Source organism: Lysobacter sp. 1R34A, assembly GCF_051217035.1.
GTDB lineage: Bacteria > Pseudomonadota > Gammaproteobacteria > Xanthomonadales > Xanthomonadaceae > Lysobacter.
The window spans coordinates 1-8,160 of the sequence record NZ_JBPKJP010000140.1; the positions used below are offsets into that span (position 1 = coordinate 1).

9 protein-coding genes are annotated in these 8,160 nt (G+C 67.6%); 2 read left to right on the plus strand and 7 right to left on the minus strand.

Going from position 1 to position 8,160, the window contains the following annotated elements:
• From ACSAMQ_RS19090 to ACSAMQ_RS19100, 3 genes are all read right to left on the minus strand, one after another.
• On the minus strand, positions 1 to 519 hold a 519-nt coding region (locus ACSAMQ_RS19090; RefSeq protein WP_435397175.1), incomplete at its 3' end, for a 5-oxoprolinase subunit B family protein.
• Complete coding sequence (locus ACSAMQ_RS19095) at positions 516 to 926, minus strand: HIT domain-containing protein (protein ID WP_435397176.1); 411 nt, start codon at positions 924 to 926, stop codon at positions 516 to 518. The genes ACSAMQ_RS19095 and ACSAMQ_RS19090, both read right to left, overlap by 4 nt.
• Positions 923 to 1,597, minus strand: a complete 675-nt coding sequence (locus tag ACSAMQ_RS19100) for a dienelactone hydrolase family protein (RefSeq protein WP_435397177.1) — start codon at positions 1,595 to 1,597, stop codon at positions 923 to 925. Before ACSAMQ_RS19100 ends, ACSAMQ_RS19095 begins: the two co-directional genes overlap by 4 nt.
• A 135-nt stretch (positions 1,598 to 1,732) precedes the next feature.
• On the opposite strand from ACSAMQ_RS19100, the gene rimO reads away from it, so the two are divergent.
• A complete protein-coding gene (gene rimO / locus ACSAMQ_RS19105) occupies positions 1,733 to 3,106 on the plus strand; it encodes a 30S ribosomal protein S12 methylthiotransferase RimO (protein ID WP_435397178.1) in 1,374 nt (457 codons plus the stop codon).
• A gap of 324 nt (positions 3,107 to 3,430) precedes the next feature.
• Here rimO and ACSAMQ_RS19110 read toward each other — a convergent pair whose 3' ends face one another.
• Together ACSAMQ_RS19110 and ACSAMQ_RS19115 are read right to left on the minus strand one after the other, a co-directional pair.
• Positions 3,431 to 4,618 (minus strand): NAD(P)/FAD-dependent oxidoreductase, encoded by a 1,188-nt coding sequence (locus ACSAMQ_RS19110; protein WP_435397179.1) that lies wholly within the window; start codon positions 4,616 to 4,618, stop codon positions 3,431 to 3,433.
• A 2-nt stretch (positions 4,619 to 4,620) separates the two neighbouring features.
• Positions 4,621 to 5,178 (minus strand): YaeQ family protein, encoded by a 558-nt coding sequence (locus ACSAMQ_RS19115; RefSeq protein WP_435397180.1) that lies wholly within the window; start codon positions 5,176 to 5,178, stop codon positions 4,621 to 4,623.
• A 231-nt stretch (positions 5,179 to 5,409) separates the two neighbouring features.
• Between ACSAMQ_RS19115 and ACSAMQ_RS19120 the strand changes: the two genes are divergently transcribed.
• Entirely contained in the window at positions 5,410 to 6,300 is an 891-nt protein-coding gene (locus ACSAMQ_RS19120) for a pseudouridine synthase (protein ID WP_435397181.1), read from the plus strand.
• 31 nt (positions 6,301 to 6,331) lie between these two features.
• Here ACSAMQ_RS19120 and ACSAMQ_RS19125 read toward each other — a convergent pair whose 3' ends face one another.
• On the minus strand, positions 6,332 to 6,643 hold the full coding sequence (locus ACSAMQ_RS19125) for a hypothetical protein (RefSeq protein ID WP_435397182.1): 312 nt from the start codon (positions 6,641 to 6,643) through the stop codon (positions 6,332 to 6,334).
• Between the two features lie 366 nt (positions 6,644 to 7,009).
• Entirely contained in the window at positions 7,010 to 7,765 is a 756-nt protein-coding gene (locus ACSAMQ_RS19130) for a type 1 glutamine amidotransferase (protein WP_435397183.1), read from the minus strand.
• Between the last annotated feature and the right edge of the window lie 395 nt (positions 7,766 to 8,160).

An 8,160-nucleotide genomic window follows, 5' to 3' on the forward strand; every position in this document is an offset into this window, starting at 1 on the left:
GGTGGCGACCTCGGTGCGCGGCGTCGCCAGGCGCGGCAGCGCGAGCGCGGGGTCGAGCCCGGACAGATAGGGAAAGCCCGGGGCGAAGCCGATCATCGCCACGGTGTAGTCGCCGCCGCTGTGGCGCGCGATCAGTGCCCGCGCGGACAGGCCGAGTTCGGCCGCGCCGCGCTCGAGGTCGGGGCCGAAGTCGCCGCCGTAGGCGACCGGGATCTCGACCAGGCGCTGCGTCGCCCGCGCCTCGCCAGCGGCGGTATCGGGTTCCGCGCACTGCGCGCTGAGCCAGCTCTTGACCGCGAGCGCGTCGATCGCGGTCTCGTCGAAAAACAGCGCGAGGCTGGCGTAGGCCGGCACCAGGTCGCGCAGCCACGCCGGCCGTTGCGCGCGCAGCCGTGCGGCGAGGCGGTGCACGCGGGCATTGATCGCGTCGTCGATTTCGTCGCCGAGCCGCAGCAGCCAGGCGTCGTCGGCGAGCGCCTCGAACACGATGGCCGGCGGCGGCGCCGTGGCCGCGCTCACGCCGGCAACGCGTCCTGCAGGCGGCGGATGCGTTGCACCAGCACTTCGGGCGAATACGGTTGCGCGCTGGCCATGCCCCAGACCGGACGCGGCCAGGCGATGTCTTCGCGGTAGCGTGCGATCACGTGCACGTGCAACTGCGGTACCAGGTTGCCGAGCGCGGCGACGTTGAGCTTGTAGGGCTTGAACGCGGCCTGCAGGGCGCGGCTGGCGCGGGCGATCTCGCGGGTCAGCGCGATTTGCTGCGCTTCGTCCAGGTCGATCAGTTCGACCGCTCCATCGACGCGCGGCACCAGGATCAGCCAGGGATGATTGGCGTCGTCCATCAGGCGCAGTTCGCTGAGTTCGAACTGCGCGACCGGATGGGTGTCGTCGGCGAGTTGCGGGTGCAGGTGCCAGTGGTTCATTTGAGGCTGTCCGCGAGAAAGTCGAGCGTGCGAGTCCAGGCGAGCGCGGCGCTGTCGGCGTCGTAGTCGGCGCGCAGGTTGCAATTGAAGCCATGGCCGGCTTCGTACAGATGGATCGGCGCGGTCGGCAAGGCTTGCCGGTGCTGTTCGATCGCTTCCGGCGGAATGCTGCCGTCGTGGCGGCCGAAGTGGAACATGATCGGCGCGCGCACCGGCGCGCGCGGCCGCTCGCTCAGGAACGGCACGGTGCGCGCGCCGTAATAGCTCACCGCCGGCAGGTCGAGGCGGGTATTGGCGAGAAAAGCCACCGAGCCGCCCCAGCAGAAGCCGACCGCGCCGGTGCGCAGGCCTTCGCTCTGCAACACGTGGGCGGCGGCGCCGACGATCTCGGTGGCGCGGTCGAAACCCACCGCATTGCGCAGTTCGACCCCGCGCGAGGCCGCGGATTGGTCGTAGCCGAGCTCGACGCCGCGTTCGACCGGGTCGAACAGGGCCGGGGCGATCGCCGCATAACCGGCCTGGGCGAAGCGCTCGGCGACATCGCGGATATGCGCGTTGACCCCGAAAATCTCCTGAATCACCACCACTGCGCCGCGCGGGACCGCGCTCGGGTCGGCGCGCCAGGCGGCGACCGTGCCGGCGGGGGTGTCGAGGTCGATCCAGTGGCCCATGGCCTGCTCCCGAACGAATGATCAAAACCGCGGCCAGTTTAGCCCCGGAGGCTATAATTCGCGCCCCGGCGGTTCCCGCCCAGGCCCGGCCGCCCCCCTGCGGCGCCCGGCGCCCTTGTTCAGGTCTCCTCGTTCATGTCTTCCGCCAGCGTCTCGCCAGCCAATCCCAAAGTCGGTTTCGTCAGTCTCGGTTGCCCCAAGGCGCTGGTCGATTCGGAACGCATCCTCACCCAGTTGCGGGTCGAGGGTTACGACATCGTCCAGACCTACGACGCCGCCGACGTGGTCGTGGTCAACACCTGCGGCTTCATCGACTCGGCGGTGACCGAATCGCTGGACGCGATCGGCGAAGCGATCGCCGAGAACGGCAAGGTCATCGTCACCGGCTGCCTCGGCAAGCGCTCGGAGCTGATCCGCGAAGCGCACCCCGGCGTGCTGTCGATCAGCGGCCCGCAGGACTACGGCAGCGTGATGAGCGCGGTGCATGCGGCGTTGCCGCCGAAGCACGACCCCTTCATCGACCTGGTGCCGCGCCGCGACGACGGCATCGGCGTCAAGCTCACGCCGAAGCACTACGCTTACCTGAAGATTTCCGAAGGCTGCAATCACCGCTGCAGCTTCTGCATCATCCCCTCGATGCGCGGCGACCTGGTCTCGCGCCCGGTCGACGAAGTGCTGCGCGAAGCCGAAAAGCTGGCGATGGGCGGGGTCAAGGAACTGCTGGTGATCTCGCAGGACACCTCGGCCTACGGCGTCGACGTCAAGTACGCCGAGCGCGAATGGCGCGGCAAGGCTTACCAGACCCGGATGAAGGCGCTGTGCGAAGGCCTCAGCGAGCTCGGCATCTGGACGCGTTTGCACTACGTCTACCCGTACCCGCACGTCGACGACATCATCCCCTTGATGGCCCAGACTCATAACGGGATGCCCAAGCTGCTGCCTTACCTCGACATCCCGTTCCAGCACGCCAGCCCGCGTGTGCTCAAGCTGATGAAGCGTCCCGGCGCGGTCGACAAGACCCTCGAGCGCATCCAGCGCTGGCGTTCGATCGCCCCGGACATCGCGATCCGCAGCACCTTCATCGTCGGCTTCCCGGGCGAGACCGAGCAGGAGTTCGAGGAACTGCTCGACTTCCTCGACGAAGCCCAGCTCGACCGCGTCGGCGCCTTCGCCTACTCGCCGGTCGACGGCGCCAAGGCCAACGACCTGCCCGACCCGGTGGACGAGGACGTCAAGCAGGAGCGGCTGGCGCGTTTCATGGAGCGCCAGGCCGAGATTTCCGCGGCCAAGCTCGAAGCCAAGGTCGGCAGCATCCAGCGCTGCCTGGTCGACGCCATCGACGGCGACCTGGCCATCGCCCGCTCGATGGCCGACGCGCCGGAGATCGACGGCCTGGTGCAGATCCAGAACGGCCTCGAAGCGCAGCTGCGCGTCGGCCAGTTCGTCGACGTCGAGATCATGGGCAGCGACGAACACGACCTGTTCGGCGAAGCCGTCGAACAGGATTGAGGCGGGCCGGCAGCGGCGGCGTCATCCCGAGGCTCCGGGGTAGGAGCGGCGTCCCACAGGGATTTCCTGCGGTCACAAGCTGCGGCCGCGCCAATGGATCTACGGCGCACTGTGGATTCGAGGTCGCGGCTCACGCCGCTCCTACATCCGCGACGCCGCCATCCCCTGTAGGAGCGACGTAAGTCGCGACCCAACCAGCAGACTTGCGACGCCGTTGCGGATACGGGTCGCGGCTCACGCCGCCCCTAAATCCGCGACGCCGCCATCCCCTGTAGGAGCGGCGCAAGCCGCGACCGCGCCAGCAGGCCCACGACGCAACAACAGTCAAACCGCCTGTCCCGCCGCATGCCCCGACGCCCAGGCCCACTGGAAGTTGTAGCCGCCGAGCCAGCCGGTCACGTCGATCGCTTCGCCGATGAAATACAACCCCGGCACGCGCTTGGACTGCATCGTGCTCGACGACAGCTCATCGGTATCCACGCCGCCCAAGGTGACTTCGGCGGTGCGATACCCCTCGGTGCCGCTGGCGATCAGCGGCCATTCGCTTAAAGTCGCGGCGAGCTGCTTCAGCTCCGGCAGGTTGTATTGCTTCATCGGCTTGTTGCCGAGCCAGACCTCGCACAGACGCTGGGCGAAACGCCGCGGCACCGCGTCGCCGAGCACGGTCTTCAATTCCGCCGCAGAACGTTCGCGCTGCTGCATCTGCAGCCACTCCAGCGCGTCCTGCCCCGGCAACAGGTCCAGGCGCAGATCGTCGCCCGGCTGCCAATACGACGAGATCTGCAGGATCGCCGGGCCGCTGATGCCGCGATGGGTGATCAGCATCTGGTTGCTGAAGCTCTGGCCGTTGCACGTGGCGGTGACCGGCAGGGCGACGCCGCTGAGTTCCTGCAACCGCTCCTGGTGCTTGCCGCTGAGGGTCAACGGCACCAGGCCGGCGCGGGTCGGCAGCACGTTGTGGCCGTAACGGCGCGCCAACTCGTAAGCGAAACCGCTTGCGCCCATGCTCGGGATCGACAGGCCGCCGCTGGCGATCACCAGCGAGCGCGCCGCGAAGCCGCCGCGCGCGGTGTGCACGCGGAAGCCGCTGTCGCCCTCGTTATGCACGATGCGCTCGACCGCGCAGCCGATCTCGATGCGCACCCCGGCCGCCAGGCATTCGTCGACCAGCATCTGTACGATCAGCTTCGACGACACATCGCAGAACAGCTGGCCGAGTTCTTTCTCGTGATAGGCGATGCGATGGCGCTCGACCATCGCGATGAAGTCCCAGGGCGTGTAGCGCGCCAGCGCGGACTTGCAGAAATGCGGATTGGCCGAGAGGTAATTGGCCGGGGTGGTGCCGGTGTTGGTGAAATTGCAGCGCCCGCCGCCCGACATCAGGATCTTCTTGCCGACCTTGTTGGCGTGCTCGATCACTACCGCGCGCAGGCCGCGGCGACCCGCGGTCAGGGCGCACATCAGGCCGGCGGCGCCGCCGCCGACGATCAGCACATCGACCGCTTCGGTCATGCTCAGGCGGCTCGCGCGTCCGCGCTCTGGCGCACGCCCGGAGTCAGCACCAGCGCGCCCTTGTCGGTGCTCAGCGACACTTCGCCGTCCTGGATCTGGCAATCGAGGCGGAAGCTGCGCTCGACCAGGCCGGCCATCGCTTCCACTGCGGCGGGATCGAGGTCGAGCACGGTCAGATTCTTGAGCCGGCGCAGGATCGCGACGTTCTTGTCCCACCAGATGTCGGCGGCGCGGCCGCCGTAGTTCACCACCACCACCTGGCGCGCGCGGCCGCAGGCCTTGCGGACGCGCGACTCGTCGGGCTGGCCGACGTCGATCCACAGCTCGATGTCGCCGGTGTAGTCGCGCAGCACCACGTCGGGTTCGTCCTCGCTGCTCAGGCCCGGGCCGAATTCCAGCCGCTCTTGCGCGTTCAGCGCGAACGCCAGCATCCGCACCATCAGCCGTTGCTGGGTTTCGGACGGGTGTTGCGCCAGGGTCAGGGCGTGGGCGGCGTAGTAATGCCGGTCCATGTCGCTGATTTGCAACTCGATCTTGACGATGGTGGCATTGGGCGCCATGGGCTGAGCTCGCAGGAAAACAGCGCGCATTCTAGGCGCTGGCGGCTTCCCCGTCCGGTCCGGGCGCCCGGCTGGTTCAGACTGGTCCAGCCGCCGTTGGGCTGGCCGCGTCCTGGGCGGATCGTGCTGGCTGGACCTCAGTTGGATTTAGGCTGGGTCTCGGCTCGAGCGGACGCCGAGCCGCCGTTCGCCGGCGTGGGCGAGGGCAGCGAAGTCGGCGATGATGCCGGCATGTCCACGAACCGATCGAATGCGCCCCGCGACGGCGTCGCGCCGAGCCGGCTGCAGCTGCCGCCGGGCCCGTGGACGCACCTGCTCGACGGCCTGTGCGCACGCTTCCCGGCCATCGGGCGCGAGCGCTGGCTCGATCGCTTCGCCCGTGGCCGCGTGCTCGATGCCCAGGGGCGAGCGCTGGCGGCCGACGACGCTTATCGGGCCGGCATGGAGGTCCGGTATTTCCGCGAAGTCTCCGAGGAGCCGCGCATCCCCTTCGAAGAGCGCGTGCTGCATCGCGACGCGCATCTGCTGGCGGTCGACAAACCGCATTTCCTGCCGGTGACCCCGTCCGGCGGCTTCGTCGCCGAGACCCTGCTGGCCCGACTGATCCGGCGTTACGACGAACCCGACCTGGTGCCCTTGCACCGGCTCGACCGCGGCACCGCCGGCGTGATCCTGTTCTCGCACGACCCGGCCTCGCGAGCGGCCTATCAGGCCCTGTTTCGCGAGCGCCGCATCCACAAGCGTTACGAAGCCCTGGCGCCGGCCCTGCCGGACCTGCAGTTTCCTTTGCTGCGGCGTTCGCGCCTGGTCGCAGGCGAGCCGTTCTTCCGCATGTGCGAGGCCGAAGGCGAACCCAACAGCGAGACCCGAATCGACGTCATCGACCGCGGCGGCCCGGTCTGGCGCTACGCCCTGGAACCGGTGACCGGCCGCAAACACCAACTGCGCGTGCATCTGGCCGCCCTCGGCGCACCGATCCTCAACGACCCGTTCTACCCCCTGGCGCCGCAGGCGCTCGCCGACGATTACGCGCGACCGCTGAAACTGCTGGCGCGCTCGTTGCGGTTCGCCGATCCGTTGAATGGGAGCGAGCGGTGGTTCCAGAGTGGGTTGGGGTTGTAGAACGCTCGATCGACAGTCGTCGGGACCCGGTTCAGGCATCTTCAATTTCGAAGCGTCCGCAAATATCCATGAGTTGGTCGAACAAAAAGGTGCGTATGCATCGAAGGTCGCCTGAATCGTATGCACAAATCACGAGCCGCTGCTCCTCTTTGCTGATGTTGCTCGGCCAGCGGCCCTCAGTGACTTTGTCAACGCTGAAAAAAAAGACCGCCCCGTCCTCCGACTTCCCGACATAACAGGGAATCTTCTGGAGCAATGCATCTACTGTATTCGGGCCAAAAGGATTTCTCCGAATCGATTGGAGGTCCGATTCGCGTAGATGAACGATGTACTCTTGACCCATGTATTAGCTCCGCCATCTGGACTAAAGATGCCGATTGCATCGCAGGGGTGCGCTGGCCTTTTGGCCAAACCCGTCTAAGGCCAGAATCCAGGCGGACCACGAAGCGGGCTTTGGATTGAATGATTGTTAGATCTCCTCGCGTGGAAGTAAAGCAAGGAGCTTTTGCTGCTGCCGATTATCCTTGTGATGAAGGCGGGCGGCCTTGACTCGAACCATCGCCCCTGATTTAGCAGCCAGGTGCTTTAACTACGCGGGTACCGAAGAACGTCTCAGTCGTCATTAACGACGCAACCGGAACCCACGCGGTCGCGGCTTGCGCCGCTCCTACCCCTTGGAGCGGGTCTGCGGTTGCTGAAGCGGCGAGGGTCAGACCCATTCGCGCGAGGGCAGGGTGTAGCGCCGCTGTGGTTGGCCGATCAGGTCCAGGAAGTTGTTGAACACCGCGTCGGCGCGGGTCTGCATGGCGTGGATGTGTTCGAGGGTCTGGGCGCGGATCGCCGCTTCGCTGGTGTCGTGGCCGAGTTCGGCCAGTTCTTCGCGATAGACCGGATTGCCCAGCCAGCGTTCGATCAGCGGCACGTCCATTTCGAGATGGAACTGGAAGCCGTAGGCGTTGTCGCCCCAGCGGAAGGCCTGTTGCTCGCAGGTGTCGGTGCGGGCGAGGTGGTGCGCGCCCTGCGGCACTTCGAAGCTGTAGCGGTGCCATTGGAACACCGGCGCGGTGCCGGCCAGCGGTGCGAGCACCGGGTCGCCATGGCCGGCCTCGGTGGTCTGCAGCGGGTACCAGCCGATCTCGGGGCGGTGGTGTTTGCGCACCGGTGCGCCGAGGACGTGGGCGAGCAATTGCGCGCCGAGGCAGATGCCGAGCACCGGCTTGCCTTGTTCCAGCATGCGTTCGATCGCGAGCAGTTCGGTGCGCAGGTGCGGGCGCTGGGCCTGGTCTTCGACGTTCATCGGCCCGCCGAGCACGATCAGGCCGCGGTAGCGGTCGACGTTGGGCTGCGCCTGCGGGTCGCGGTCGAAGTTGGCGAAACGGATGCGATGGCCGCGACGCCGGATCAGGGGATCGAGCGTGCCCAGCGGTTCGGCGGCGACGTGTTGGAAGACCAGGATGCGGGGCATGTGCGGCGGCGTAGCGACTACGCTGCGACTATGCCAAAGATCGGCGCCGATACGCGATGATCGGCTTATGACTTCTGGTGTGGACGCGGCGGCGGCCTGCGCTCAACTCCCTCTCCCGCTGGCGGGGTGAGCGAACGCCGCTTGCGAGCCATTGGCTCGCGCGTGTGCGAACGCGCGAACGCCAGGCGTTCGGGCCGGGGTGCGGGTTAGAGGGGCAGCTTGCGCGCCCTCATCCGGCCGGCTGGCTCTTCCGCCCCTTCCCCCGAACGCGAGAGAAGGGGCATCACCCCTCAGCTCAAGTCAGCGCGGCGGGCGCGGCTTGAACGGCTTGCGCGGGCCGGTGTGCGACTTGGGGCCGCCAGGACCGCGCGGGCCGCCTGGGCCGCCGGGACCCC